The 26,643-nt window shown below is 64.1% G+C and carries 22 protein-coding genes and 3 pseudogenes; 14 read left to right on the forward strand and 11 right to left on the reverse strand.

The window, feature by feature from the left end; genetic code table 11:
• Nucleotides 1–58: 58 nt before the first annotated feature.
• The 3 genes from AC1DFE_RS19360 to AC1DFE_RS19370 all read right to left on the reverse strand — a co-directional run bounded on the left by AC1DFE_RS19360 (nucleotide 59) and on the right by AC1DFE_RS19370 (nucleotide 3,817).
• On the reverse strand, nucleotides 59–1,381 hold the full coding sequence (locus AC1DFE_RS19360) for an amidohydrolase (protein WP_476907489.1): 1,323 nt from the start codon (nucleotides 1,379–1,381) through the stop codon (nucleotides 59–61).
• A 40-nt stretch (nucleotides 1,382–1,421) separates the two neighbouring features.
• The gene (locus AC1DFE_RS19365; RefSeq protein WP_476907490.1) at nucleotides 1,422–1,784 is read right to left on the reverse strand and encodes a cupin domain-containing protein; all 363 of its coding nucleotides are present in this window, start codon (nucleotides 1,782–1,784) and stop codon (nucleotides 1,422–1,424) included.
• 188 nt (nucleotides 1,785–1,972) lie between these two features.
• Nucleotides 1,973–3,817 carry a glycoside hydrolase family 15 protein gene (locus AC1DFE_RS19370; protein ID WP_476907491.1) on the reverse strand — a complete coding sequence of 615 codons (1,845 nt, stop codon included), beginning with the start codon at nucleotides 3,815–3,817 and terminating at the stop codon, nucleotides 1,973–1,975.
• Nucleotides 3,818–4,122: 305 nt separating this feature from the next.
• Between AC1DFE_RS19370 and AC1DFE_RS19375 the strand changes: the two genes are divergently transcribed.
• Nucleotides 4,123–5,529, forward strand: coding sequence for a GntT/GntP/DsdX family permease (locus AC1DFE_RS19375; RefSeq protein ID WP_476907492.1), 1,407 nt, complete (start codon nucleotides 4,123–4,125; stop codon nucleotides 5,527–5,529).
• Nucleotides 5,526–6,152 carry a gluconokinase gene (locus AC1DFE_RS19380; protein WP_476907493.1) on the forward strand — a complete coding sequence of 209 codons (627 nt, stop codon included), beginning with the start codon at nucleotides 5,526–5,528 and terminating at the stop codon, nucleotides 6,150–6,152. Before AC1DFE_RS19375 ends, AC1DFE_RS19380 begins: the two co-directional genes overlap by 4 nt.
• Before the next feature lie 30 nt (nucleotides 6,153–6,182).
• On the opposite strand, the gene AC1DFE_RS19385 is transcribed toward AC1DFE_RS19380, so the two are convergent.
• Entirely contained in the window at nucleotides 6,183–6,458 is a 276-nt protein-coding gene (locus tag AC1DFE_RS19385) for a hypothetical protein (RefSeq protein ID WP_476907494.1), read from the reverse strand.
• Nucleotides 6,459–6,653: 195 nt separating this feature from the next.
• Nucleotides 6,654–7,525, reverse strand: a pseudogene (locus AC1DFE_RS19390) (helix-turn-helix domain-containing protein).
• A 3-nt stretch (nucleotides 7,526–7,528) separates the two neighbouring features.
• Between AC1DFE_RS19390 and AC1DFE_RS19395 the strand changes: the two are divergent.
• The 4 genes and pseudogenes from AC1DFE_RS19395 (at nucleotide 7,529) to AC1DFE_RS19410 (ending at nucleotide 10,237) form a co-directional block, all read left to right on the forward strand.
• Nucleotides 7,529–8,333: pseudogene (locus tag AC1DFE_RS19395) on the forward strand (aldo/keto reductase).
• Nucleotides 8,323–8,649: pseudogene (locus tag AC1DFE_RS19400) on the forward strand (hypothetical protein); the annotation flags it as partial. The pseudogenes AC1DFE_RS19395 and AC1DFE_RS19400, both read left to right, overlap by 11 nt.
• Nucleotides 8,609–8,788, forward strand: a complete 180-nt coding sequence (locus tag AC1DFE_RS19405; protein ID WP_476907495.1) for a hypothetical protein — start codon at nucleotides 8,609–8,611, stop codon at nucleotides 8,786–8,788. The pseudogene AC1DFE_RS19400 and the gene AC1DFE_RS19405, both read left to right, overlap by 41 nt.
• A gap of 207 nt (nucleotides 8,789–8,995) precedes the next feature.
• Complete coding sequence (locus AC1DFE_RS19410; protein WP_476907496.1) at nucleotides 8,996–10,237, forward strand: NAD(P)/FAD-dependent oxidoreductase; 1,242 nt, start codon at nucleotides 8,996–8,998, stop codon at nucleotides 10,235–10,237.
• Here AC1DFE_RS19410 and AC1DFE_RS19415 read toward each other — a convergent pair.
• From AC1DFE_RS19415 to speB, 5 genes are all read right to left on the reverse strand, one after another.
• Nucleotides 10,234–11,256, reverse strand: coding sequence for a Gfo/Idh/MocA family protein (locus AC1DFE_RS19415; protein ID WP_476907497.1), 1,023 nt, complete (start codon nucleotides 11,254–11,256; stop codon nucleotides 10,234–10,236). The genes AC1DFE_RS19410 and AC1DFE_RS19415 overlap by 4 nt on opposite strands.
• A gap of 231 nt (nucleotides 11,257–11,487) precedes the next feature.
• Nucleotides 11,488–12,777: a D-arabinono-1,4-lactone oxidase gene (locus AC1DFE_RS19420; protein ID WP_476907498.1), complete on the reverse strand. Its 1,290-nt coding sequence runs from the start codon at nucleotides 12,775–12,777 to the stop codon at nucleotides 11,488–11,490.
• Between the two features lie 28 nt (nucleotides 12,778–12,805).
• A complete protein-coding gene (locus AC1DFE_RS19425) occupies nucleotides 12,806–14,329 on the reverse strand; it encodes an aminobutyraldehyde dehydrogenase (RefSeq protein ID WP_476907499.1) in 1,524 nt (507 codons plus the stop codon).
• A 12-nt stretch (nucleotides 14,330–14,341) separates the two neighbouring features.
• A complete protein-coding gene (locus AC1DFE_RS19430) occupies nucleotides 14,342–15,799 on the reverse strand; it encodes a purine-cytosine permease family protein (protein ID WP_476907500.1) in 1,458 nt (485 codons plus the stop codon).
• Nucleotides 15,796–16,800, reverse strand: coding sequence for an agmatinase (speB, locus tag AC1DFE_RS19435; protein WP_476907501.1), 1,005 nt, complete (start codon nucleotides 16,798–16,800; stop codon nucleotides 15,796–15,798). Before speB ends, AC1DFE_RS19430 begins: the two co-directional genes overlap by 4 nt.
• A gap of 176 nt (nucleotides 16,801–16,976) precedes the next feature.
• Between speB and AC1DFE_RS19440 the strand changes: the two genes are divergently transcribed.
• The gene (locus AC1DFE_RS19440; protein ID WP_476907502.1) at nucleotides 16,977–18,467 is read left to right on the forward strand and encodes a PucR family transcriptional regulator; all 1,491 of its coding nucleotides are present in this window, start codon (nucleotides 16,977–16,979) and stop codon (nucleotides 18,465–18,467) included.
• Nucleotides 18,468–18,522: 55 nt separating this feature from the next.
• Entirely contained in the window at nucleotides 18,523–18,945 is a 423-nt protein-coding gene (gene arfB / locus AC1DFE_RS19445; protein ID WP_476907503.1) for an alternative ribosome rescue aminoacyl-tRNA hydrolase ArfB, read from the forward strand.
• 249 nt (nucleotides 18,946–19,194) lie between these two features.
• Here the strand turns inward: arfB and AC1DFE_RS19450 are convergent, their stop codons facing one another.
• Nucleotides 19,195–20,268, reverse strand: a complete 1,074-nt coding sequence (locus AC1DFE_RS19450) for a LacI family DNA-binding transcriptional regulator (RefSeq protein WP_476907504.1) — start codon at nucleotides 20,266–20,268, stop codon at nucleotides 19,195–19,197.
• Between the two features lie 177 nt (nucleotides 20,269–20,445).
• Between AC1DFE_RS19450 and AC1DFE_RS19455 the strand changes: the two genes are divergently transcribed.
• From AC1DFE_RS19455 to AC1DFE_RS19480, 6 genes are all read left to right on the forward strand, one after another.
• A complete protein-coding gene (locus AC1DFE_RS19455; protein ID WP_476907521.1) occupies nucleotides 20,446–21,294 on the forward strand; it encodes an ABC transporter substrate-binding protein in 849 nt (282 codons plus the stop codon).
• Between the two features lie 81 nt (nucleotides 21,295–21,375).
• Nucleotides 21,376–22,164: an amino acid ABC transporter permease gene (locus AC1DFE_RS19460; protein WP_476907505.1), complete on the forward strand. Its 789-nt coding sequence runs from the start codon at nucleotides 21,376–21,378 to the stop codon at nucleotides 22,162–22,164.
• A complete protein-coding gene (locus AC1DFE_RS19465) occupies nucleotides 22,161–22,931 on the forward strand; it encodes an amino acid ABC transporter ATP-binding protein (protein WP_476907506.1) in 771 nt (256 codons plus the stop codon). Before AC1DFE_RS19460 ends, AC1DFE_RS19465 begins: the two co-directional genes overlap by 4 nt.
• Nucleotides 22,931–23,974, forward strand: coding sequence for a Gfo/Idh/MocA family protein (locus tag AC1DFE_RS19470; protein WP_476907507.1), 1,044 nt, complete (start codon nucleotides 22,931–22,933; stop codon nucleotides 23,972–23,974). The genes AC1DFE_RS19465 and AC1DFE_RS19470 overlap by 1 nt, the downstream gene beginning before the upstream one ends.
• 68 nt (nucleotides 23,975–24,042) lie before the next feature.
• Nucleotides 24,043–25,164, forward strand: a complete 1,122-nt coding sequence (locus AC1DFE_RS19475; RefSeq protein WP_476907508.1) for an NAD(P)/FAD-dependent oxidoreductase — start codon at nucleotides 24,043–24,045, stop codon at nucleotides 25,162–25,164.
• Between the two features lie 428 nt (nucleotides 25,165–25,592).
• A complete protein-coding gene (locus AC1DFE_RS19480) occupies nucleotides 25,593–26,408 on the forward strand; it encodes an SPFH domain-containing protein (protein WP_476907509.1) in 816 nt (271 codons plus the stop codon).
• The last annotated feature ends 235 nt before the right edge of the window (nucleotides 26,409–26,643 follow it).

Below are 26,643 nucleotides of genomic sequence, written 5' to 3' on the forward strand. Positions count from 1 at the left end.
TATGCAAGCTAATTATCGACTCCTGTGTGGCTCGCATCACAACCTGATGTTAGGTAAATCACATCATCCCGTCGCCCGCGCGGCTTGGTCCGGCGTCTGGCGTGTGGCCGAGCCAGGCGCAGGCGGCTACGACGATGGCCGCGGTGCCGGTCTGCAGTGTGGGGGTGATTACCGGAGCAAACTTCGGTGAATGGTTACCGGGAACGTCGGTCAAGACGGTGCCGGCGGCCTCGGCCCTCGCGTAGAGCTGCGGATCGGTCCCGCCGATTCCCCAGTAGGTGTAGGGAGAACCCAAGGCGTCCGGGATCTCACTGAAGTCCTCGCTGGCCGGCTGCGGGCCGATCGTAAACGCCCGATCGCCGAAGTACTTCCGCAAAGCCGAGGAAACCTTCTCCGTCGCGCCTGGGTCGTTCTCCGTCAGCGGGTAGTGGTCATAGAGCTCGAATTCGGGATCCTTCGGCGACCCCGCTGCCACGCATTCACCGGTCACGATGCGCTTGACCGCGTTCAATATCAAGTCACGCGTGCCCGTGTTGAAGGTGCGGATATTCAGTTCAAGCACCGCACGGTCCGAGATGATATTGCTCTTGGACCCGGAGCTGATCCGTCCGACCGTGAGGACGGCAAACTCCCCCGGCGTGACCTCACGCGACACGATCTGCTGCAGGCGGATGACAATCATCGACGCGAGCACCACGGGATCGACCGACAGCTGCGGCATCGAGCCGTGGCTGCCGCGCCCGTACACGGTGATCCTCATGCTGTCAGCGCTGGACAGGACCGCCCCCTGGCGGGTTCCGACACGCCCGGAGGGAAACGCGAGCACATGCTGGGCCAGGGCCACGTCCGGCTTTGGAATCACGTCGGCAAGCCCGCTCCCGACCATCCGGCGCGCCCCATCAGCCAGTTCCTCGGCTGGCTGGAAGAGTGCCACGAAAGTTCCCCTCCAGGCCGTGCGTTCGGCTGCCAGCAGCCGTGCAGCACCCAGGAGGCACGCGATGTGCACGTCATGTCCGCAGGCGTGGGCAACGGGGACGGTGTTTCCGGCGTCGTCGGTCGCGGTGTCGGTGCTGGCATAGTCCAGTCCTGTGTCCTCGGCCATGGGCAGGGCATCCATGTCCGCACGCACCAGCACAGTCGGGCCGTCCCCATTGTTCAGGATGCCAACGACGCCGGTGGAGCCAATCTTCTCCCGGACGCCGAAACCGAACCCGGTCAGAAGCCGGGCAGCGGTCGCGGACGTTTCAACCTCCTGATGACCCAGTTCCGGATGCTGGTGAAATGCCCGGTACAGGTCTTCCTGCCAGGCCGCAATGCCCTTCTGCCCGGAAAGCACCAGGGATGCCGGATCCCGGCCGGCGGCGCCGTCACCTGCCTCCATTTCCGTTCCTCCATTGTTTGATGCGGTGGCCGATGGCCGGTCAGGACGTGAAGATCACAAAGAACTTTCTGATCCGTTGCTGGATCTCCCAGGTTCCTCGCCACCCGATTGGAAAGAAGCCTGCAGTTCCAGCCTCCAGTGTGACCGGTTCACCGCCGTCCTCAGTGACCACCATGCGGCCTGCAAGGACGTGAATCACCTCACCGCGTTCCAAAAACTCCCACCGTGAGAGGCCCGGGTCGGCTTCCCAGACCCCAGAGAGGATGCGGGAGTCGTCGCTGGTAAAAGGAATGGAAATCCTCGTTGGAATCTCGTCGCCAAGCACCTCGGCCAAGGGAGGGCCGAGCAGGGATTCATCTAGTTTGCCCTCGAACAGCTCGGCGGGCTGGAAGGTTTTGCTCATTGGATGTGCCTTTCTGCTGTGCTCGCCGTAACGCGCCGGCGGGGTGGTCGCAAGGCCGCGGCTGGAGTCAAGCGGCGGTTGAATCTTCAGCCGCCGTGGGAGGACTGAGCGATGCAGTCACATCCACTCCCACTCCCACGGGTAGGCCTGATATCCATCGTCCCGCCTATTTGCCTCAGAGAAAACACTCATTCGGAATGGTTTAAACTACCCGTTGGGGTGGCTTCCGCGGCCATGCTCAGTAGGTCTACGCCATGCATGGCGTCCGCCGCCCGCACGAGTGCCAGATGCGAGAACGCCTGCGGAAAATTGCCGGCCATCCGCCCCTCCTTAGTGGCGTACTCCTCACTTAGGAGGCCGAGTTCATTGGCGAATCCCACCAGTTTGTCCATCAGGTTCTTTGCCTCGAACCTGCGGCCCGTGCGGGCGTACTGCTCAACCAGCCAAAAGGAGCACGCAAGGAAGGGATGCTCCCCTGGGTCCAGCCCATCAACGCCGGTCTCGGTGCGGTACCGCAACAGCAGGCCGTCGTCGGTGAGGAGTTCCTCCTCCAGTCGTGCAACGGTTCCCAGCATGCGGTCATCGTTGTAGGGAAGGAACCCGACCTGCGGCATGACGAGCAAGGCCGCGTCGGTCTGCCCTCCGCCGTAGGTCTGGGTGAAGGAATTGAGATTCCGGTCGAATCCTTCGTGCAGGATTTCCGTCCGCAGCCGCCCGCGCAGGTGTTCCCAGTGATCAGCAGGTCCATCCAGACCGTGGTTGCGGACCGCGCGTATTCCGCAGTCGAAAGCGGCCCACATCATGACTCGTGAGTGTGTAAAGAATTGCGGGTTTCCCCGCATTTCCCACAGGCCGAAGTCTTTGTCCTCGATGTGTTTCTCCACGAAGCCCAGCAGGATCTGCTGAAGCGTCCAGGAGAAGTGGTCTTCCTTGCCCCCGGCCAAGCGGAGTCTTTCAAGCGCCACCATCACTTCGCCCACGACGTCGGCCTGGAACTGGGCGACCGCCGCATTTCCAACTCGCACCGGCTGTGAGTTCTGGTAACCGGGCAGATGGTCCAGGACCCGCTCCGGCAAGTCCCGTTCCCCGCCGATGCCATACATGATCTGCAGATCTTCGGGCTCGCCGGCGAGGGCCCGGAGCAACCAGTTGCGCCACTGGAGGGCCTCAGTTTCATAGCCGTGGGTAAGCATGGACTCCAGCGTCAAAGCAGCGTCACGCAGCCAGCAGTACCGGTAGTCCCAGTTCCGCGGCCCGCCGAACTCCTCCGGTAGGGAGGTGGTGGGGGCGGCAACTATGCCACCGGTCTCATAATGCGTCAGCGCCCTCAGCACTAACAGGGAACGCTTCACCGCGCCCCCGTAAGGACCGTCTGAACGGCAATGGCTGCCCCATCGGGTCCAATAATCGATGGACTGTTCGAGTGCAGCGTCGACGTCGATCGCCGGAGGGACAGGCCGGTGTGATGGAAACCAGGTCAGTTCAAAGTCGGCAACTTCTCCCCTTGCCACGTGGAATTCCCCCGAGTGTCCATGTGCGTGGGCCTCAGGCAGATACGGTCCCCGCAGCGCAACGGCGTCCGGGCCTGCCATGGCTAAAAGCACCATTCCGCGGGGAGCCGCGCCGTCCTGGATTCGCCTGGCCCAAGGCACCACCGTGCCGTATCGCGGACGGATGATCAGTTCCTGACACATCTCGACCCGTCCCTCCAGCCCGGTGACCCGGCGCAAAATCGACGAACCCGTATGCCCCACCGGCATGAAGTCCGTGACCCGGGCCAGTCCCGTGGGCGTCTTCCAGACTGTTTCCAACACAAAGGTTGAATCGACATAATGCCGCTTCACCACCGCTGCTTCGGAATGGCGGGGAGTAAGGAGCCAGCGGCCATGACTCTCGACGCCAACCAGGGAACTGAACAACGACGGGGAGTCAAACCGCGGGAAGCAAAGCCAGTCAATGCTCCCGTTCCTGGAGATCAGGGGCCCTGTCTGGAGATCCGACAGCAGCGCGTAGTCCTCGATGGGAGCAGCCATGGCTTTACTAAAGCACACCTGGCTTGTCCACGTTAGGCTGCCAGCAGAAAATCGTCCTGGCAAGAAGAGGACGACGAGGAACACAGACGAGGAACATATTTCTGCCGTGCAAACCGCATCGGCGCCTCGCATTGCAGCCGCTCAAAAAGGCGCACGTTCGGGGCCTGTACGCCCCGTCGTACGGGCTGATTCTGTTGCTTGCCAGCGATTCCGACCCCGGAAAAGAAACTCACGCGCCTCGTCGCATATCTGCAGGTCGGCGACTAGCATGATCATGCCGGTCACCCGTCAATTTCGAGGAATTTATGGAACCCCTTCTCCTTCCGGCTGCAGTGGAGCCGTGGAACGGACACGATACCCAGCTCGTGGTGGTGGCCGCCATTGGCATCGCACTGATCGTGGTCCTGATCGTTAAACTCAAGCTCCACCCGTTCCTGGCGCTGGTCCTCGGTTCGGCGTTCGTTGGGCTCGCGTCCGGCGTTGACTTCGGCAAGGTCATCAGCAACTTTGAGGACGGTGTGGGGGCCACCCTAAAGGAAGTGGGGCTGCTGATCGCGTTGGGTGCCATGCTGGGGAAGTTGCTGGCCGATTCCGGGGGTGCCAACCGTGTGGTGGACACCCTGCTCGGCAAAGTTTCTCCGAGACTGCTCCCGTGGGCTATGGCGCTCGTCGCCGTGATCATCGGGTTGCCGATGTTCTTCGAGATCGGCCTCGTGCTGCTGCTGCCCGTCATCGTGCTGGTGGCACTGCGCTCCGGCGGGAGGCTCATGCGGGTGGCGATTCCCGCTCTCGCCGGCCTGTCAGTTCTGCACGGCCTCGTCCCCCCGCATCCGGGGCCGCTCGTCGCCATTGCCAGCCTGAACGCACCGTTGGGCATCACCCTGGCACTCGGCTTGCTGGTGGCAATACCCACTGTCATCATCTGTGGACCGCTGTTTTCGACTCTCGCCGCACGCTGGGTGCCCGTGGACGCACCGAAGCTTGCAGGCGGCGTGGACACCGAGCACGCCCAGGCGGATCCCGACGCGAAGCGCCAGCCGACCTTCCTCGTCACCCTGCTGACGATCGTCTTCCCCGTGGTGCTGATGCTCCTCAAGGCCATCGTCGACATTATCGATCCGGACGCCAAGAACCCCAGCGGTGCACGCGTCTTTTTCGACTTCATCGGCGAACCCCTGGTGGCCATGACCTTGGCAGTGCTGCTGGCCCTGGTGACGTTCGGCTATGGGGTCGGATTCAATGGCGGCAAAATCGGCAGCAAGATCGGTGCTTCGGTGGGACCCATCGCGGCAGTGATCCTTATCGTCGGTGCCGGCGGTGGATTCAAACAGACCCTCATCGGTGCGGGCGTCGGCGATTCCGTTGCCAAGTGGGCCACGGGAGCCAACATCTCAGTGCTCGTCCTGGGGTTCCTGATCGCCGTCGCCATGCGCCTGGCCACCGGCTCCGCCACCGTGGCCACAGTGACTGCGGCAGGCATCGTGGCGCCATTGGCTAGCTCCCTCTCTCCCGTCCACGCTGGCCTGCTCGCCCTCGCCGTGGGCGCCGGATCGCTGTTCCTTTCCCACGTGAACGACGCCGGTTTCTGGTTGGTCAAGGAACTCTTTGGCCTGACGGTTGGGGAAACGTTCAAAACCTGGTCCGTCATGGAAACGCTGATCTCCGTTGTGGGCTTCGGGCTGGTCATGCTTCTTTCCCTGGTGATCGCATGACCACGCCGGGAGACACACCGACCCCCGCGTCGGTCCAGCAACCCGTCCTCGTGATCATGGGCGTGTCCGGGTCGGGCAAGTCGACGGTCGCGGGCATCCTTGCCGGCCAGCTGGGCTGGGACCTCGAGGAGGGAGACGATCTGCACCCAGCGGAAAACGTCGCGAAGATGGCCTCCGGCGTTCCGCTGACGGACGAGGACCGCTGGCCGTGGCTTGATACCATCGCCTCCTGGATCATTGAGCACACCATGGCCGGGATACCAGGCATCATCACGTGCTCAGCGCTGAAAAGGGTATACCGGGACCGCCTGCGCGAAAAGAACGTCGTTTTCGTGCACCTGTCGGGCTCCAAGGAACAGATTGCCCGCCGCCTGACGGCGCGCATGGACCACTACATGCCGGCCACGCTACTGGATTCACAGATCGCGACGCTGGAGCCGCCCGGACCCGATGAGAACACAATCGTCGTGGACGTGGGCCGGACTCCTGCCGAGGAGGCGGCTGAGGTGGTCCGGCGGCTCGGCCTCTCCCCCGCATCCGGATCCACGGCCCTGGGCCATCCCTCCCCGGGCAGCTCCTCAGCCGGGACCGCAGGCCTAGCCGAGGATTCTCCTACAGGGTAGATCCAACGACAGGTCCGGGGCTGTCCGAGATTACCGATGGATGCTGACGACGAGATCCAGATGGATGTCCTTATCGGCCACAAGGCGGTCCTGGAGGTAGCGGGCAAGACTCGCGTCGCTGGCGGTGTGATCGCCTTGCGGGATCGCTCCCCGCAGAAGTGCCTTGGTGTTGGTCGACCTGACCACGTCCAACGGCGCCCAACCGCGGTGGCCGGAGGTGAGGCGTTCTATGTCGGTACGGAAGGAGCGCGAAAGGTCGTCGCGGACTGTGGCGCACATGGTGAACGGGATGAAAGCTGTAGGCAAAAGTGGTCCTTTCACGGGGCAACCGATGGTCGGAGCCCGTCTGCAACAAGGTCCTTGAGGCCTCTGTTATTCCTGTGCGGGCGGATACGAGTCCAATGTCACGGCGCGGATTCGGCGGCCTTTTGCCCCGATGCTGCGTTGCCGCTGCCAGTGGCGCCGAGGAGGAGCACGGTCGGGGACGTTCCGTCACTGCTTCTACTTGACGGGAATCTCCGTCGCGTTTCGCTGGGTGGCGGCCCAGCTGGCAAGGACTTTGAGCGCATCCTCGGACGGTGTCCCGGGCTCGGCCGTGTACACGTTGATCCGCAGCCCCGGTCAGAGGGCAGCTCCAAGGCTTCAAAGCTCAGATCCAGGCCGCCGACGATCGGATGGTGGAGCCGTTTGCGGCCTGTGCGGTGGTATTTCACATCGTGCCGGGCCCACCGTGCGCGGAACTCCTCGCTACGGGTTGAGAGCTCACCGATCAGGTCGGTGAGGTCCTTGTCGTAGGGGTTTTTCCCCGCGGTGGAGCGCAGGACAGCGACGATGTCGTCCGCGCTGCGTTCCCAATCGGCGAAAAACTCCCGCGCTTTTGGGTTCAGGAAGGTGAACCGTGCGCTGTTCGGCGGGGTGGTTGCTTCGGCCATCAGATCCAGATAGAGGGCCCGGCCAAGCTCATTGGCGGCGAGGACATCGCCGCGGTCGTTGCGGACCCAGGCCGGCACCGTCGTAATCGCGTCGATAACGCGCAGCACGCTCGGCCGTACCGTCTGCGGGCTGCGCTTGCGCGGGACCCGGGGAGCGGATGTCGCGGCGCGGGCCAGATCAAAGAGGTGGGCCGTCCCGGCGTTGTCGAGCTTCAGTGCACGCCCAAGAGCCTCAAGGACGCTGTCCGAAGCACCCGAGAGGTTCCCCCGCTCCAGGCGGATATAGTAGTCAATACTCATCCCGGCCAACATCGCGACTTCCTCACGGCGCAGGCCAGCGACGCGTCGGTTGCCCCCGAAGACCGGCAGACCGGCTTCCTCGGGCGTGATCCTGGCTCGGCGGGAGGTCAGGAACTTCAGCACGTCGTCGCTGTCTGTCATGGCATCCACGTTACGCGGCGGCCGCTGGCTGCAGGCTACCGGCACATCGACACCGCCGCCGCGTACGGTAACGAACGGGAGGTCGGCGAGGGCATCCGGCGTTCCGGCGTCGACCGGGCGGACGTATTTATCGAGACCAAAGTCTGGGTCAGCGACTACGGCTACGACGAGACACTGCACGCCTGGAACAAGGCGGTCGCCAAGCTAGGCACCGACTGCCTCGACCTGCTCATCCTGCACCAGCCCGCCCCCGACCGGTTCGAAAAGACCATCGCAGCGTACAAGGCGCTGGAAACCCTGCTCGCCGACGGACGCGTGCGGGCGATCGGCGTCAGCAACTTCATGCCGCACCACCTGGAGCAGCTGCTCGGTGCGACCGACATCGTCCCGGCCGTGAACCAGATCGAGCTGCACCCCTATTTCACCCAGACCGCCGTCCAGGCCGCCGACGCCGCCAACCGCATCCTCCCCCCAAGCCTGGTCACCCATCGGCGGCATCACCTTCTACCCCGGCTGGGGTGAGAACCGCCGGAACGTGATGGAAGACCCCGCAATCGCCGCCATCGGACAGGCGCATGGCAAGAGCGCCGCCCAAGTCATGCTGCGCTGGCACCTGCAGCAGGGCCGCTCAGCCATCCCGAAGTCGACGAACCCGGAACGCATCACGGAGAACTTCGACGTCTTCGACTTCGAGCTCAGCCCCGACGAGCTCTCATCCATCGACGCCCTCGACGCCGGCGTGCGCAACGGACCCGACCCGGACGAAGCCCGCGAGGAGCGCTTCGCCATGGTCATTCCTGAAGCCTGAAACAGAGAGGAGAAACCATCAAGGCTACCGCCCCCTTGGCCGCACCGGTGTGAGGTCAGCCCCCTGTGTCTCGGCGCGATGATGTTCGGCCCCTGGGGCAACGGAGACCGCGCCGACAACATCCGCATCATCCACCGCGCCCTCGACGCGGGCATCCCGCCGCTGGATCATGCGGGCGGTCGAAAACTCCCTCCGCCGCCTGAACACCGAGCAGCCGCCGTACTCGATTTTAGTCCGCGGCATCGAAGAGGACGTCCTCCCCACGGTGCAGCGCCATGGGATGGGCACCCTCACATACAGCCCGCTCGGCGGCGGCAGCAGACATCACCCTGTCCGCCGACGTCCTGGACCGCATCGACAAGCTCACCACACCCGGCGTCACCGCCAACCCTGACGACAACAGCTACGGCGCGCACGAACTCACCGCACAGGCACGACGGCGGAAACAGTCATGACGGACGCGCATGACGGACGCGGCCGGGAGCGAAGGTCACCTGGGCCACGTGATGCCGGCCCGCCCTCCGTAAGCTGTCGTAGACAGCGTTCCCGGCTCGATCCATCGCGTCGTAGATCGCTGCTTCCACTGTAGGAGCCGTCATGCGGCAATCCAGTACTGAAAACACGCACTGTTGCACCGTTGCTTGGCAGGGTATGTTGCACAAATGGACGATACATTTCAGGTGATCGTGGTCGGCGGCGGGTTTGCCGGCATGACAGCAGCTGAGCAACTCGGACGGAAAGGCATCCGGGTGCTCCTTATCGACGCGAACAACTACCACCAGTTCCAGCCCCTCCTCTACCAGGTTGCTGCCTCGCAGATCGGCGTGTCAGCTGTGGCCCGGCCGCTGCGGTCCATGTTCCGCCGCGCCAAAAGTGTCCGGGTCCTCACCGCGGAGGTGACGGCAATCGAATCCGCTACCCGTACTGTCACCACTGTCGACGGCTCCCGCTACCAGGCGAAAATCCTGGTCATTGCCGCAGGCGCGGTACCCAACTTCTTCAACACCCCCGGCGCCGAAGAACATGCCTTCCCGCTGTACTCAGTGTCCGACGCCACGCGCCTGAGCACTGCCCTCACTACAGCCCTGGACCATGCGGACCGTGTGACGGCCGGCCGCGCAGAAGTGGTCGTGGTCGGCGGAGGCCCCACCGGAGTGGAGACAGCCGGCGCCCTCGCCGAGAACATCAAGTACCTGGTCCCCAAGTATTTCTCGCCCGGGCTGGCAGACCGGTGCCGCGTCCATCTTGTGGATATGGTGCCGAACGTGCTCATGCCCTTCTCTGCCAAGTCGCAGGCGTACACCCGTGACCGGCTGATAAAACTTGGGGTCCAGCTGCACATGGGCCAGGGTGTTACCGAAGTCCGGGCCGACGGCGTGACGCTGGCGGATGGGACCATCATTCCCGCGCAGACAGTCGTGTGGGCCGGGGGCCTGAAAGCCGGAAAAATCATTGCCGAATCGGGCCTGCCGCAGGGGAAAGGCGGACGCATCGACGTGCTGCCGGACCTCACCGCACCCGGCGCCGAAGGCGTCTACGTCCTGGGTGACTCCGCCAACATCACCGACGCCACCGGCGCCAAACTGCCCCAGCTCGGGTCCGTTGCCGAGCAGTCCGGGAAATGGGCCGCCCGCAATATCCACGCTGACCTGACCGGCGGCGCACGGCAGCCCTTCGCCTACTGGGACAAGGGTTACATGGCCATGGTCGGCCGCGGCGCAGCGGTCGCCGAACTGGGCCGCAAACGCATCCAACTCCAGGGATCACTGGCATTCCTCTCCTGGCTGGGGGTTCACCTCGCCTTGCTCCCCGGCACCCAACAGAAGGTCCGCGCCCTCTCCTCCTGGCTGACCGGGTACGTCATCCACAGCCCATCACACGTCGTCGTAGGAAGGTCCGACTAAGAGCCAGCACCATGTGGGCTCGGTCCAGACGCTCCCTCTTGTTTCCGCGCTGCCCTGTCGAGAGTTTCCAATACCTGCGCGTTGTTCGCCGCGTCCGTGAGATCGTAGCGGAGCGGTGTACCGTTCAGGACGCTGTCGGCGAAGTGTTCGCCCATCCGCACGAAATGGTTTCCGCCCTTGACCTGGTGAAAGATGGTGTCCTGTCCGAAGTGATGCTCCTCCAGGACCGAATCCTCCTCCAGGAGCCCAAAAGGATTGTCGAGGTAGAGCCGGCCCTCGGTACCCGTGAGTTCTAAAAAGTTTCGCCGCTCGAGGTTCACTCCGGTATCAAAAAGCGCTGTTGCGCCGCCGGGGAAGCGCAACATGCCCGCAATGCTGGTGTCAATGCGACCGCCGTCGTTGGCGTCGCGGTAGTTGCCGAAGGCGGCGACTCCAGTCGGCTCCTGCGCCGTGACCATCCGGCTCACGTTGACGCAGTAGCACCCCGTATCGAAAAGTGCGCCGCCCCCGAGCGCTGTATACCAGCGGATGTTGTCGTCCCCGCCCGCATCGAAGGAGTGACCAACGTGGACGAATGTCAATTTGCCCACCGCATGAGCCGCGAGCAGTTCTTGCAGCTTCTCGAAACGCGGGTGAAAACGGTACATGAAGCCTTCTAAGACTTTGAGCCCGGCCTCGTCGGCCTTGCGTGCAATCTCCCCGCACTCAGCGGCGGTCATCGCCAAAGGTTTTTCACAGAGGACGTGCTTACCTGCATCCAATGACTTCAGAATCCACTCGAGATGCAGCGCGTTCGGCAGCGGAATGTAGACAGCGTCGATGTCCGGGGAAGCGAGCAGCGCCTCATAAGAGCCGAAGGCCTGTGGGACGCCGTACCTGTCAGCGTACTCCCTCGCCTTCTCCTCGGTGCGGGAAGCGATGCCTGCGACCTCACCGTTTCTCGTTGCCTGCAACGCGGGAATTGTCTTTCGGACAATGCGGGCGCTGCCCAGGACGCCCCAACGCAATTTCTCGCTCATTCAAGTCTCCTTTTTACGACGTACCCCGCCAGAGAAGGGTATGTCGCGTCCCGGCACTTGAAGGACTCGGACCGCGCATCCCCGGCGACGTTGTTCGTGATCGGCATGCCGCCGAGTCTATGCCACCCGAAGGGCGAGGATAGTTCGGCGTGGGCGAAAAGAGGTTACCGGGCTGAGGCAAAGGGGTGTGCACAATGTGCACACCCCTTGACCGTTCATTAAGTGCACTGATCAGCCCAACAGGGCACGCGTATGGTCATTGAGGAAAAGTCCACGGGGATCGAACTCGCGCCGCACCTGGAGGAAAGTGTCCAACTCCGGGTAGAGAAGTTCGAGGCGACTCCTGGTCATGAAATGGATCTTCCCCCAGTGGGCGCGCGGCTCGAACTCCTGCAGCACCGCATCGGCGTCGCGGAAGAACTCCCAGTAGTCGGTTCCCGGTTCGGTGGTCAGGGTGATGACGGTGCTGTCGCGGCCCTGGAACTGTGACATGTAGCCTTCATCGGCTTTCACCCAGCGGACCTCCACGGGGTATTTCTGCTCGGGATACTTGGTGCGGATCAGGGCCTGGACGGCCTCGACGGCGGCCAAACCGTCCTCGCTGCGAACGAAGTACTCGAGTTCGTGGAACTGCGTGGTGAAGCCGCCCGGGTAAATGCGGTACGAGCGGTCCAACCGGGCACCCTCCGTCCCCGAAATCTGGCTCTCATCCTGGATCTGCGCGATGTTGTACCGCTTGGTGTAGCTGCGGTTGGCCATGCTCTGGCCCGGCGAACCGGGCAGGTCCAGCAGTTCGCAAGAGTCATCGTCCGGGCACCAGAGGAAGGAGTAATGCCTGTTTGAATCGATGTCCGGCTGCCAGGTTGCGCGGGTCTCCGCCCACGTGGGGTACGTAATCTCCTCTTGCAGGTAGTAACGGTCCTCCACCGCAAGCTCCACCTCCAGGAAGATCCCGAGCGTGCCCAGGGCCACCTGGGCAGCCCTGAGTTCGCGGATTTGCCCCTCGCCGATTTCGACGATTTCGCCGTACCCGTTGATCAGTTTCACCCAGCGGAGATTGGAGGAGAAGCTGCCCAGGTCCTTCCCGGAGCCGTGGGTGCTGGTAGCAAGCGCCCCGGCGATCTGCTGCTTGTCGATGTCGCCCTGGTTACCGAGTGCCAGGCCCTGGTCCCACAATGGATCGCCAAAGGCGTTGACGGTGGTGCCGGCCAGCGCTCTGGCTCGACGCCGGACGGGGTCGGTTCCGGTGATCGCCGAGAGAGCAGACATGTCCATCAGGACACCGCCCGTCTGGACCAGCGGCGAGGACGAGTGTCCCGAGCCGACTGCCCGCACGGGCAGGCCTTCGCGGATGGCGAAGCGAACGGCGTCGAGCGCTTCTTGTTCAGTGCGCGGCCGGACGGTGAAGGCAGGCGTCGTACTCTGGTTTCCGCCCCAGTTGGTCCACGTGACGTCCGTCCCGAACGGAGCGGACGGTGTGGCGGCGCGTGCCCCGGCACGGGGAACGTTGGTGGTGGTCATTTCTCAGCTCCGTTGTCGGTCAGAAGGCTCATGCGCCGTGGTTGATCATGACGTGCTTGGTGCGCGAGTAATCGTCCAGGGCGTAGAGCGAGAGGTCGCGGCCGTAGCCGGATCCCTTGAATCCGCCCCACGGTACCTCGCAGGCCAACACCAGGTGGGAATTGACCCAGACGGTGCCGAAGTCAAGCTGCTTGGGAACCCGGAGTGAGAGGCTTGAATCCCGGGTCCAGACGGAGGCGGAGAGGCCGTACGGGCTTTCGTTTGCCCTGGTGATGGCCTCGTCGACGGAACTGAAAGTCTCAACAGTGACCACGGGGCCAAAGATCTCGTGCGTGGCGATGGGTGCTCCAGCCGGCACGTTGCTGATCACAGTGGGCTCGATGAAGTACCCGGGCCCTTCCAGGGCCGATCCGCCGATTGCAACATTGAGGCCCGCGGCTTTGGCCTCGGCAAGTGATTCCTTGACGCGCTCAAAATGCGGGCGCGAAATCATGGGACCGACTTCCACGTCGTTGCCTGCCTCGGGCGCACCGACCACCAGGGTGCTGACCTCACGCACCAGGTGTGCGGTGAACTCCTCCGCCACCGATTCGTGCACGAGCACGCGGCAGGCAGCGCCACAGTCCTGGCCCGCGTTCCAGAAGCCGGCGTTCCGGACGCCTGCAGCGGCGGCGCGGAGGTCGGCGTCGGGAAAGACAACAACCGGAGCCTTGCCGCCGAGTTCCAAGTGGACGCGCTTGACCGATTTCGCGGCGGTTTCCGCAACGGCTTGTCCGCTGAGGACGCTGCCCGTCAGGGCGACCAGGGCAATGTCCGGGTGTTCGGACAGCCGCTGGCCGACGGTTCGGCCCTGTCCTGTCACGACGTTGAGGATGCCATCGGGAATATGTCCGGCCACGAGTTCGGCTAGCTTCAGCGTGGTTAACGGTGTCTGCTCGGAAGGCTTCAGGACGATGCTGTTTCCTGCGGCCAGGATGGGTGCGATTTTCCAGGCGGCCATCAGCAGCGGGTAGTTCCACGGGGTGATGACGCCGACCACGCCCACGGGCTCCCGGAGGATCACCGAGGTGTGCCCGGTTGCGTAGTCGCCGCCGGCCATGGACGTCAGAGTGCGGGAAGCTCCGGCCATGAAGCGGAAGGTGTCAACGGTGCTGGAGACATCGTCCTCTGCCACGGTTCGCGGTTTGCCGGTGTTGGCGGACTCGATGACCTCGAAGGCCTCACGGTTGGCCTCGATGATGTTAGCGATCAGGTTCAGCACCTCGGAGCGCTCCTTGGGGGTGGTGGCTCCCCAGGACTTTTGGGCTGCCATGGCGGCCTCAACCGCAACATCAACATCGGCCGCTGTGCCTGCTTGGACCGAGGCGATGACCTGCTCGTTGGTGGGGTCCACGACGTCGATCAGCTGGTTTGAGGAACCTGGAACGAAGGATCCTCCAATGAAGTGCCCGCCGGGAGGCAGCGGCAGTACGCCTCCAAGGCTGGAATGCGCGGGGCTCTGAGCTTCGGAGGAGCGTCGGACGGTGAACTGTTCGGTGTTGGTGATAGTCATGGTGTTTCGCTTTCAGATGAGGTCAGTCGCGAGGACAGGGGCTTGAAAGGGGGCAGCGTCCGTTTTCTTACGGAAGACGCGGGCCGCAAAGTAGTAAAGCGGGGCTACGACGACCAGGCCGACGATCCATGAAATGTCCACGCCGCCCATTGCCGCGGCCAGCGGTCCGGTATAGACCGCAGTTGCCGAGAAGGGAACCTGGATCAGGGCGCCTGCTACGTAGGAGCCGATGGCGACCCAATTGAACCGCCCGTAGACACCGCCGTCGCGCTTGAAGAAGTCTTCAACCTTGTAGTCACCGTGGCGGAGGAGGTAGTAGTCCACCAGGTTGATGGCCGTCCAGGGAACCAGGACGTACATCAGGAAGGAGAGGAAGTTCGTGTAGAAGAGGATGAAATTGTCGCGGGCGAACAGTGCGATCATCAGCGCGACTGCGAAGAGGACTACCGCCGCGATGCTTCGTGTCTTGGCATGCGGCAACCAGTTCGGCCTGAACGTCTGCCCGATGGTGAGGGTGCACAGGACGCCGCAGTATAGGTTCATGGCGTTCGACGCCGCAACGCCCAGGCAGAAGATCCCGACCACCACCAGGGTCCACGGATGGAGCAACGCACCCAGGCTGCCGACGATCTCGACGTCCCCGGCTGCGCTGCTCATGGTCACGGCGAGCGTTCCCACCAACGCACCCAGGATCATGGGGAACAGCGTTCCGAGAACGCAGCCTGAGTAGGATGCCCAGAACGCCGGGGCTGAGCCCGTGCCTTGGGGCATGTAGCGGGAGTAGTCGGACACGTAGGGTGCGTAGGCGAGCTGCCACAAGGCGGCGACGGAAACGGTCGCCATGAAGCCAACCCAGTTGAAGTTTCCCTGGTCCAGGAAGCTGGCCGGCAGGCCGTGGACCAACAGGATCCAGGCGAAAGCCAGCAGCAGCGCCACACCGGCTACGATGCTCAGGAACCTGGCGTAGGCGTGAATGAGCCGGTAGCCGAAAATCGTGGCGATGACGCTGACGACCCCGATGATAATGATGCCCGCGTCAACACTGATCCCTGGGCTGACTGCGGCCATTGCTTCGCCGCCAAAGACAAGGTTTGCCGCGAAGAACCCGACGTACATGATTACTACTATCACCACGATCAGCAGGGCCCCGAATGAACCGAACTGGCCGCGGGTCTGGATCATCTGAGCCACGCCCAGTTGCGGGCCTTGGGCGGAGTGCAGCGCCATGAAGATGCCGCCAACCACGTTCCCGATAATGATGCCGACGACCGCAGGGACAAACCCGAGGCCGAACACCGTGGTGGCGAGACCGCCGGTCACGATGGTCATAATCATGATGTTGGAGCCGAACCAGATGGTGAACAGGTCCCGGGCTTTTCCGTGGCGTTCGTTTGCCGGGATCGGCTGGATGGTTTTGTCTTCGAGCCGCGGCACCTCGGCCGTGGCCACGGGCGTGGTCCGGGCGCTCATGATGCGCTCGAAGAGGCCGCTTGCAGTTCGCGGACGGTCATCGTCCCGACCTTGCCGCGGTTCACCATCAGCGCGAGAAGGTCGAAGACGAGGGTGGCCGCGGCCACTGTAGTGATGTCTGCATGGTCGTAGGCCGGAGCGACTTCCACGACGTCGGCACCCACGATGTTGATTCCGTTGAGTCCGCGCAGCAGCGCCAGGAGCTCACGGGAGTGGAGCCCGCCCATCTCGGGGGTGCCCGTGCCGGGAGCGTAGGCCGGGTCCAGGACGTCGATGTCGATGGACACGTAGACAGGGGTGTCGCCAAGCCTGTCCTTGACCCGCTGGATGGCTGCCGGAACGCCGATGACGTCCAGGTCAGAGCAGCGAATGATTTGGAACCCAAACTCGTGGTCCCGGAGGAAGTCGTTGCGGTCATACACCGGTCCGCGGATGCCCACGTGCATGGACCTGTCTTCCACCAGGAGGCCTTCCTCGAACGCCCGCCGGAAGATGGTCCCGTGGGTGATCGGCTGGCCGAAGTAGGTGTCCCATGTGTCCAGGTGGGCGTCGAAGTGCAGCAATGCGACGGGGCCGTGGACCTTGTTCAAGGCCCGCAGCATCGGGAGGGCGATGGTGTGGTCGCCGCCAATTGAAATGAGCTTCTTGTCCGCACTGATCAGGGGCAGTGCCTGCTCTTCGATTTCGCGGACTGCCCGGGTGATGTCGTAGGGCGTGCACGCGATGTCGCCGGCGTCCACAACCTGGGCCTCGTAGACAGGCTCGACGTCCAGTTCGGGGTGGTACCCGGGACGCAGGAGCCGGGAGGCCTCGCGGACTGCGGCAGGACCGAAACGGGCGCCTGGGCGGAAGGAGGTCCCGCCGTCGAACGGTACGCCGACAATAGCAATGTCATAATCCGGAACGCGGTCGATTTGGGGCAGTCTGGCGAAGGTGCCGAGGCCTGCATACCGGGGAACTTTTGTAGCGTCGACGGGGCCGATGGGCTTGTGCGTTGTCATGCCGGGATCCTTCGGTTGCTGAGGGTGCTCGCCGTTGGGCGGGAAGTAAGTAACTCAATTCTTGGTGACGCGCATCACGGCGGATAGGGGTAGATTGGCTACAAATGGCCGAGGCGTATATACATTCGTCTAAATGCCCGCGCCGCGGCCGCCCCAACGACTACGGAACAGGTTCCATGGCAATTACTGTGGCCGAGCTCATCGCAGAGCCCCAGCTTGGGCTCAGGCTCCTGGCCGGATCCGCAGGCACCGGCAACCGCATTACGTGGGCCCACACCTCCGATTTGCCGAGGCTGTGGGAATGGGTCACCGGCGGCGAACTCATGATGACCAACGGGCTGTCCATCCCCTCAGATGCTGCCGGGCAGGTGGCGCTCGCCGAGGCGCTGGTGGATGCAGGCGCCAGCGCGCTGGCCATCGGCGAGAAGATGCACGCCCCGGAGTTGTTGCCGGAGCTCCTGGCGGCCTGCGAGCAGTTGCCGCTTCCACTGATCAATATCCCGTACCCGCTGCCCTTCATCGCCATTGCCCGTTCGGTGGCTGAGTCTTCCTTGCTCGAAGAGTCCCGGCGGCTGCGCCAGACGGCCCGCGTCTACGATTTGCTCCGGACGGCGGGAACATCCGAGGACCACTGGCGGGGACTTCTCCAGGGGCTCGCGGCTGAACTCGACGCGGATTTATTCGTCGTGGACCGGCGATGCCTGCATCCGTGGCATCCGGATGGCGCCCCGCTGCCAGACTTCCTGCAAAAGGAATGGGACCCCCTCTCCGGGGAGGTGTCCCTGACCGGGAAGAACTTCCAGTGGCATCGTGTGAGGGGGAGGCACGTGTTGATGATGGATATCCCCACACACGCCAATGCACTCCTTGTGGTGCTGCCCAAAGTCGAACCGCACCCCGACGCCGTCGTGCTTCTTCACGCGGCAACCGTGCTGGGGCTGGAACTGTCGCGGACGGTGCTTGCCTTGGAAAGCCAGCGCCGGCTGGGTGCGGAAGTGCTGCTGCAGGCTATCGACGGGCGGCTTGGGGTCGCGGAGTTGGAGAGCCGACTCTTGTCCTTTGGCGTTCCGGCGCAGCATTTCGTGATGGTCTCGATCGCGGCGGACGGCGAGCAGTTGGCGAATGTCCACATCGACCTTTGGCGCCACGGTCTACCGGCGGCTTGCCTCCGGCGCATCAACACCCTGCATGTGGCGGTCGACGCCGGGTTGGCCGACGGCATCTTGCTCCACTGTGCCGGGCCCGGGATCCGGATCGGCATCAGCTCACCTGCGTCCGCCATCGGCATCCAGCGGGCCCTCCAGGAATCTCTGTGGGCGCTCGGCACAGCCAAAGGCAACGCCATGAACCTGGCCCGTTATGCCGAGGGGCCTTCATGGCTGGGACTCACGAGCTTCGAGGAAGGGACGGCCTTGGTTCAGCGCCTGCTGGGCCCGATCTTCGCGTACGAGCAGAGCCAGCAGGGCGATCTCATCGTGACTTTGCGGACTTTCCTGGATACGCAGAGGTCGTGGCAAAAGACGGCTGCGGCGCTTTTCGCCCACCGGCAAACCGTTATTTACCGCATCCGGAAGGTCAGCGAATTAACCGGGCTGGATATGACTGAAACGTCCACGCTGGCCCAGCTGTGGTTTGCGCTGCAGATCCACGAAGCCATGCACAATTAGGCGGTGGCCGCGGTGCCATCCCGTCGCCGCGCACATATTGTGCAAGGCTGGTTCCATGGATCTGGAGGTGTCGCCCACGCTCACGATTCCCGCGTCGGAACTCCGCTGGCGGTTCTCGCGTTCGTCCGGGCCAGGCGGTCAACACGTCAACACCTCGGACAGCCGCGTGGAGCTCTCTTGGAACGTCAGAGACTCCGCCGCCCTCTCCGACAGCCAACGGCTGATTCTGCTCACCAGACTCGGCCGACGGATCATCGCCGGGGTGATCACCGTAACCGCCTCCGAGAGGCGTTCTCAGCTACGCAACCGCGAGATCGCCCTCACCAAACTCGCCGACCTCCTGGCAGAAAGTCTTGCTCCCGAAGCTGCCCGCCGCCGGGAGACCAAACCCACCCGCGGCTCTAACCGTCGGCGCCTCGCCGCGAAGGAACAACGGGCGGCCACTAAACGGCAACGACAACGACCTTCCGCCGAGTAGCACCGTCCAGTCCGCAACGATGTTCCGCCCGGAGCAGGGGCACCGTGCAGCTTGACGCCGGAGTTCTCGTGTTCGCCTCCGGGCGTTTCCTTGACCGGCAGGATTCCTTCACCGGCAGGATCACTGGTTAGCTCAGATGCTCACTCGCCAGCCCAACCAGCTCGTGACGATTATTGGAGCGAGGAGTTCTGCGGCACGCCGGCCCGTGACCAGAATGCCTAGTCACCGGCGGTCGAGATATTAGGAGGCTTAGTCGTGTGCCCGGCGCGCCCCTACCGATCCCCGCCGGACCAGCGTCGCGGTGAACTTGGGTGCGGGAGCCAGAGGAGGCAGGCCCTCGATTTGGCGGATAAGTGCTTTCGCAGCAGCCACGCCCATGTTGTACACGGGTTGGGCAACCACGGTCAGTGGCGGAGTGGTCAGGCGCGTCCAGGCGAAGTCGTCGTACATGAGGAACGAGACGTCCGTCGGGATGGTGAGGCCCAGTTCCTGGATGGCCTCGACGCTGCTGAGGGCGACGAGCCCATCCGAAGCGACGACGGCGGTGGCGGGATCGGGCATGCTGAGCACATCGCGGGTAATGCGGCGGATCGAATCCGCGTCGCCGGCGTTGAGCCGTATGAGGTCTTCCGGAAGGGGAATCCCACGTTCCTGGAAGGCCTGCTGCATGCCGTCGAGGCGGTCGGCGATCTGGGATGAGTCAAGCTGCATTCCGGGGAGGTACGGGGTTTCCGTCTTGAGTGTGGAGATGAAAGCGACCCGGGTGTGTCCGGCCTGCAGCAGGTACCGGGTGGACTCGTAGGAAATGTCAGCCATGTTCACTGCCATGGTCTCTACGTCCAGGCTCCCGGCCGTCCGGTCCAGCAGGACCAGGGGGCGGCCGGAATCGTGAACGCGTTGCAGGTGTTGCGATTCCAGCGAGGATGCGGGGGCCACGATCAGGCCGTCCACCCTTTTATCGAGCAGCACGCGGACGGCGTCCATTTCGGCTGCCGCGTCCTCGTCGGTATTGACCAGGATGACGTTGAAGCCGCTCTTTTTGGCGGTGTCCGTGATGCCCCTGGTGGCCAGGCCGAAGTGGGGGTTTTCGATATCTCCCACGACCACGCCGATGGTGTGTGACTTTCCGGTGTTCATGCTGCGGGCCAGTTCGTTGGGTCGGTAGGACAGCTCCTCCGCCGCGGCCAGGACGCGCTCCCGGACGTCGTCACTGACAGCGCCGTAGTTGCCCAGGGCACGGGCGGCCTGGGCCTTGGACACCTGTGCTGCCTTGGCGACATCCGCGACCGTGACGTCCCGTCGTCGTGAACCGTTGCTGCTCATGTGTGGCCTTTCGGTGGGCCTTGACGGCCGTTGTGGCTTGGGTTACATTTTTTAGCAAGCCCGATGTGAGTCCGGTCTCAATCCTAGCGGTTGAGACCGGACTCAGCAAGGGAATCCAGACCTCAGGGCCAATGGCGGCCTTGCTCCAATGATGGGAATGATGAAGTGACTAAACGAATGAACCGGCGCCCCGGGGTGATCGTTGCGGCCGCCGTCGCAGCACTCATGGCGCTGTCGGGCTGTGGCGGTTCGACCCCTGCGTCCTCGACGGCCGATAACCCGTACGGGCTGATCCAGCCGGGCACCATCCGGGTGGCGAGCCTGGGGGACGCGAAGCCTTACACCTTCGCCGACGCGCAGGGCAACTTCACCGGCTTCGACGTGGAACTGTTCAAGGACGTGGCCCACCGGGCCGGGGTGGACAACGTGGTCTTCACCGGCCAGGACTTCTCCGGTCTGCTCGCCGCCGTGGCCAACGGCCAGTTCGACGTCGGTGTGGCCGCGATTGGCATCACGGACAAGCGCAGGGAAACGGTTGACTTCTCCGACGGCTACCTCGCAGGCTACCTGACCGTCATCACCACCAAGACCTCGGGCATCAGGGACGTGAACGGCCTGGCCGGCAAGCGCCTGGGCGTGGTGCAGGGAACGCTGCAGGAAGCCTATGCCGTGAAGAACTTCACCTCGGCCAACCTGGTGCGCTTCCCGGACAACAACACCGCTATCGCCGCGGTCAACAGCGGCTCGGTGGACGCGCACTTCCTGGACTTTGAGGCTGCCAAGGCGTACGAGAAGCAGCACGGCCTGGTCAGCGCGGCCGACATCCCCTCCTTCGACGCCCCCGCAGGATTCGCAGTGGCCAAGGGCAAGACAGCGTTCAAGGAGGCCCTGAACAAGGGCCTGGCCGCAGCGATGGAGGACGGCACCTGGAAGAAGCTCTACCAGAAGTGGTTCCCGGGCTCCCCGATGCCCAAGCAGTACCTTCCCAAGGCCGAGCAGACGGCAAGCCCGGCACCGAGCAAGTAAAGCCACCCGGCTTGCGGCGGGGCGGGCCACCACCGGCGGTCCGCCCGGCGCTTGCGAAACAACTAACGTCTGAGAGCAACCATGGACTGGCTCAACACCATCATCCGTACCTTTTTCGATTTCGGCGCTATGGCCGAAGTCCTGCCCCAACTCCTTGGAGTCGGGCTCCTGAACACCCTGATTATTTCCGTCGCGGCCACCATCATCGGCGTCGCGCTCGGCATGGTCGTCGCGGTCATGGGCATCTCACCGTCCAAATGGCTGCGGGTCCCGGCCCGGATCTACACCGACCTCTTCCGCGGCCTGCCCGCGATCCTCACGATCCTTCTGATCGGGCAGGGCTTCGCCCGGCTCAGCCAGTCAATCTTCGGGCCCTCCCCCTACCCGCTGGGCATCATCGCGCTGAGCCTGATCGCCAGCGCCTACATCGGGGAAATCTTCCGTGCCGGCATCCAAAGCGTCGACAAGGGCCAGGGTGAGGCCTGCCGGGCCCTAGGCATGAGCTACGCAAAATCCATGCGGCTCGTGGTGGTGCCCCAGGGCGTCCGCCGCGTCCTGCCGGCCCTGGTGAACCAGTTCATCGCCATCGTCAAAGACTCCTCCCTGGTCTACTTCCTCGGCCTGCTGGTCAGCGAACGCGAACTGTTCCGGGTGGGCCAGGACGCCGCCGTGCTCTCCGGAAACCTTTCACCACTGGTCATGGCCGGTGTCTTTTACCTCGTCATCACCGTGCCCCTGACCCACCTGGTCAATTACTTCGACAGCCGCTTCCGCACCGGCCGCCGCCGGCCCACCGCGCCGACCAGCGGACTGAAGGAAGTCACAGAACTGGATGCGGCCTCGCCGCTGATCACCGGGAGCAACACATGAGCCTCGCAAGCAACACCACCGCAGCCGGTGTCCACACCTTCCACGGCTCGTCCCTGGAGCTTAAGAACCTCACCATGGCCTACGGCGACGTCGAGGTGCTCCGCAACGTCAGCCTGGACGTGGCCCCCGGCACCACCACCTGCATCATCGGGCCCTCGGGCTCGGGTAAGTCCACGCTCCTGCGCGGCGTCAACCGGCTGCACGAACCCAAGAGCGGGGACGTGCTGTTGGCCGGCGAAAGCGCCCTGCAGGTCAAACCGGACATCCTGCGCGCCCGGATCGGCATGGTATTCCAGCACTTCAATCTCTTCCCGGACCACACCGCACTCGAGAACGTGGCCCTGGCCCTTTGGAGCGTCAAAGGCATGTCCAAGGCCGCAGCCAGGGAACGCGCCCGCCGGAGCCTCGCCGAAGTGGGCCTGGCCGAGCGGGCCGACCACCGGCCCCGCGACCTTTCCGGCGGCCAGCAGCAGCGTGTGGCCATCGCCCGGGCCCTGGCCATGGAACCGGAAGTGATGCTCTTCGACGAAGCCACCAGCGCCCTGGACCCGGAACTGGTCAAAGGCGTCCTGAACCTCATGGCCGGGCTCGGCCGCCGCGGCATGACCATGCTCGTGGTCACCCACGAAATGGCCTTCGCCCGCAAGGTCGCGGACCAGGTCGTCTTCATGGACGAAGGCGAAGTCGTCGAAGCCGGCACACCCACCGACCTCTTCGACAACCCCCAAAGCAAACGCCTGCAGCGCTTTCTCTCGGAGGTGCTCTAATGGGTGCGTCCATAGCGGCACCCGTCCGGACCGCCGTCGTCGGCTTCGGAATTTCCGGCAAAGTCTTCCACGCCCCGCTGATCGCTGCGGATCCCCGCTACTCACTGGACGTCATCGTCACGGCGGACCCGGCACGGGCCGCCGAAGCAGCCCGGCTCTACCCACGGGCCCGGATTGTCCCGACGCCCGAAGCGCTGTTCGCCCAGGCCGGTGAACTGGACCTCGCCGTCCTCGGCACTCCCCCACTCACCCACTTCGACCTCGCGGCCACCGCCATCGCGCACGGCCTCCACGTGGTGGCGGACAAACCCTTCGTGCCAACCTCCGCCCAGGGCGAGAAGCTCATCGCCCTTGCATCCGAGGCCGGGGTGCAGCTCACGGTGTTCCAGAACCGCCGGTGGGACGCCGACTTCCTGACCCTTCAAAAGCTCGTGCGGGACGGTGCCCTGGGTGAAACCCGAACTTTCGAGTCGCGCTTTGAGTGGTGGCGGCCAGAAGGCTTCGGAAACTGGCGCGACACTGCCTCCCTGGCCGAAGGCGGCGGCATCCTCCACGACCTCGGCGCCCACCTGATCGACCAGGCCATCCAACTCTTCGGCCCGGTAGCGGAAAGCTACGGGGAAACTGCGAACCACGGCCCGGCCCCCGAAGGCGCCGACACCGAGGCCTTCGTGTCCCTGCTCCACGACTCCGGGGTCCGCTCCAGATTGTGGATGAACGGCATGGCCGCCCAGGCGGGTCCGCGCTTCCACGTCCTGGGCTCGAAGGCCGGCTATACGAAGTGGGGCCTGGACAGCCAGGAACCCGCCCTCGCGGCCGGCATGACGCCGTCCGATCCCGCCTACGGCGTCGACCCCCAGGACTCGTGGGGGGTCCTGGGAGTGGACGGCTCCAACGCCCCCGTCCCTGCCGAGCGCGGGGCCTATCCGCGGTTCTACACCGAACTCGCCACAGCCCTTCACGGCCAGGGAACCGTCCCTGTTGATCCGGCCCAGTCGCTGAAGGTCCTCAGGATCATCGAAAAAATCCACGCCTTCGCCTAGCCGGCACGCCTCCAACGGGCCCGCACCGGACACAGCCACAAACACAAACTCTTAGAAAGGGAGAACCCATGTCCTCCACCACACCAGCCAAGCGCGTCGCCGTCATCGGCGGCGGCATCCTCGGAGTCTCCACCGCCGTCCACCTGCTCCGCGAAGGCGCCTCCGTGATCCTGCTGACCGAGCGCGGCCTCGCCAGCGAGGCCACCGGCCGTTCGCTGTCCTGGCTGAACTCCGCCGGAGAACGCTCCACTCCCTACCACCAACTGCGCCTCGCCGGCGTGGACCGATACCGCACGCTCTTCGCATCCGACCCCAACCGCGAGTGGCTGCAGTTCGGCGGCGGGCTCATGTGGAACGCCGAAGGCCAGCAGGCGGCCACCGAAGCCCGGCACGCCTACGAAAAGTCCATCGGCTACGACTCAAAACTGCTTGCCCCGGAGCACATTGACGCCTTCACGCCCGGCATCGATTCGGGCGCCGTTCCGGAAAATGCCATCTTCAACCCCGGCGAAGGCTGGGTCAGCCTGCCCGACCTGGTGGACTTCCTCATGGAGGAATTCCACGCCCGCGGCGGTGAACTCGTCCTCAACGCCGGCAAAGCCTCCGTCACGGTCGACGGGGGCCGCACCACCGGCGTCGAGACCGCAGCAGGCGGGACCTACGAGGCGGACGCCGTACTGGTCGCCTGCGGAGCCGCAACGCCCGCCGTCGTGGCCCCCCTCGGCGTGCACATCCCCAACGGCTCCCCCATCTCCATGCTGGTGCTGACCAAGCCCGTGGACCACAAGGTCAAGGCCGTCATGAACACCCCCCGGGCCGCCGTACGCCCCAACCCCGGGAACACCTTTGCCCTGGACCACGACTGGTACGAAGAACACATCACCGAACACGGCGACGGGTCCTTCAGCATCCCCGACGACGTGGTCCAGGAACTCGCCGACGAAGCATCCAAGCTCATCGCCGGCAACCCCGAACTCAAACCCGCCTCCTGGAAAATCGGCCACAAGCCCATCCCCGGCGACGGCGAACCCGTCCTCGGCGAACTCGACCAGGTGCCCGGCTGCTACATCGCCTTCACACACTCCGGAGCCACCCTCGGGCTCATCACCGGCGAACTCCTCGCCGACGAGATCCTGACCGGAACAAAGCACCCGATGCTGGCCACCTTCCGCCCCGGACGCTTCTCCTAACGCCCCCAGCCAGGCAGGAGCCCCCACCACGGCTCCTGCCTGACTTTCCGGGGTCATTTCCGAAGCACCCCCTGTGGGCTCGAACCCACGACCCGAGGATTAAAAGTCCCCTGCTCATGTCAGATTCGGACGCACACCGGATCACGGACCGATGCAGCGGAAGGCCACCCAGATGCTACGAGACGGTGAACAAACTTTTTTGGCTCGTCCGCACCGAGCATGTCGTAGCAGGTCCACTCCCGGAGCACGTCACGGACAACATTCCACAATTGCAGTTCCGCACGCCTCCCCTGCCATCCCCTTAAACCTCGTGACAGTTGCTCAAGGCTCTTTTTTCACTTTATTGGGACAATAGAACAAGGACACTCGTCACGGCGCCGGTCCGGCATCGGCGAGTCCCGCTCAAGTAAACCAAGGAGGGGATCCTGATGGACCCCACCGCCGCTGTCATTTTCATCGTCCTGGCCGTACTGGTGCTTATCGTCGCGAAAATGTCCATCCGGATCGTGCGCCAATACGAGAAGGGTGTACTCTTCCGGCTCGGCCGGGTCGTGGGAGTCAGGGAACCGGGCCTGCAACTCATCATTCCGGTCATCGACCGGCTACCGCTGGTGAGCCTGCGGATCGTGACCATGCCCATCCAGTCCCAGGGCATCATCACCCAGGATAACGTGAGCGTTGACGTTTCAGCGGTCGCCTATTACCGGGTGGTCGATGCCGTGAAATCTGTTGTCGCTATCGAAAACGTGGCCGCAGCCATCGACCAGATCGCCCAGACGACCCTGCGCAAAGTCGTGGGGCGCCACACCCTGGACCAGACCCTGGCCGAAACCGAACGGATCAACGTCGACATCCGCGAAATCCTCGACGTACTCACCGTCGAATGGGGCGTCGAAGTGACACTGGTAGAACTGAAGGACATCCAGCTGCCCGAAAGCATGAAACGCGCCATGGCCCGGCAGGCCGAAGCCGAACGCGAAAAGAGAGCGAAGATCATCGCCGCCGAAGGGGAAGCCATCGCAGCAGCAGCCCTCGGGGACGCCTCCGACACCATGATGGCCCACCCCTTGGCCCTGCAGCTAAGGAATCTGCAGTCCCTGGTCGAAATCGGCGTCGACAAGAACACCACCGTCGTATTCCCCGCCCCGCTGATGACCACGATCGGAGAACTCTCCGCCTTCCTCGCCCGCGAAACTCAGGCCGCCGCAGCCCCGACCGGTAAGACACCCATCAAAGCGGCATAAGCCTCCAGTAGATAGTCCGCCCCGCGGTCGACGGCGCGGGAGGTACCTGAATGAGCCGCCCACTTTGAGCCGTCTTCCCCTCTTGGGCGTAAACGTGAATATTTGCAGAGGAACACTAGCGGGGCGATCCTCCAGGGGTGAGCAGGGCCAACGCAGCAGCCGTTAATTGGAAGGAGTACATTGTTCGGCATGGGACGTGTCTCCTACGAGCGCCGCGGCGTGCTCACAGGCCGGT

The organism is Arthrobacter sp. 05T423, assembly GCF_056396245.1.